The following is a 968-nucleotide window of genomic DNA, read 5'->3' as shown; positions in this document are numbered from 1 at the left end:
GAATCTGAGATTGGTCGCACGACCGATCCCGTCCGCATGTACATGCGGGAAATGGGTACCGTCGAACTGCTGACCCGTGAAGGCGAAATCGACATCGCCAAGCGGATCGAAGACGGTATCAACCAGGTACAAAGCTCCGTAGCCGAGTACCCTGAAGCAATTACTTACCTGCTCGAACAGTACGACAAGTACGAAGCCGAGCAGCTGCGTCTCTCTGACATCATCTCTGGCTTTATTGACCCGAACGAAACTGAAGATATGGCGCCTACCGCCACGCATATCGGTTCCGAACTCGGCGAAGACGATCTGGCCGACGAAGATGAAGAAGACGAAGAAGACGAAGACGAAGATGGCGACAGCTCTGACGACGACGGTGACGGTGGTCCGGATCCGGAAGTCGCTCGCGAGAAGTTTGGCGAACTGCGTGCCCAGTATGAAGTGACCCGTCTCTCCATTCAGAAGAATGGTCGCGCGCACGAAGATACCCAGGCCGCCATCGCCCAGCTGGCCGATGTATTCCGCCAATTCCGCCTGATGCCCAAGCAGTTCGATCGCCTGGTCAACAACATGCGTGAAATGATGGAGCGCGTCCGCGTGCAGGAACGCATCATCATGAAGCTCTGCGTTGAGCAGGCCAAGATGCCGAAGAAAACCTTCGTCGCGGCCTTCACCAACAACGAGTGTGAAACTGCCTGGTTCGAATACCAGAAGCAGGCTGGCAAAGCCTGGTCTCCCCGTCTGGTTGAAATGGACGAAGATATTCAGCGCGCCATCGGCAAGCTGCAGCAGATTGAAGAAGAGACCGGCCTGTCGATTGCCCAGATCAAGGATATCAACCGTCGCATGAGCATCGGTGAGGCCAAGGCCCGCCGCGCGAAGAAAGAGATGGTTGAGGCCAACTTGCGTCTGGTTATCTCTATCGCCAAGAAGTACACCAACCGCGGTCTGCAGTTCCTGGACCTGATCCA

Annotated in this window: 1 protein-coding gene; it reads left to right on the top strand. The window is 55.9% G+C overall.

Going from position 1 to position 968, the window contains the following annotated elements:
• Positions 1-968: sigma-70 factor domain-containing protein (locus G5358_RS21345; protein ID WP_421324909.1), on the top strand; the 968-nt coding region annotated here is incomplete at both ends.

It is taken from the genome of Aeromonas sp. 604176, assembly GCF_049170755.1.
Classification (GTDB): domain Bacteria; phylum Pseudomonadota; class Gammaproteobacteria; order Enterobacterales; family Aeromonadaceae; genus Aeromonas; species Aeromonas veronii_A.
This window is presented reverse-complemented; position numbering and strand designations above follow the sequence as displayed.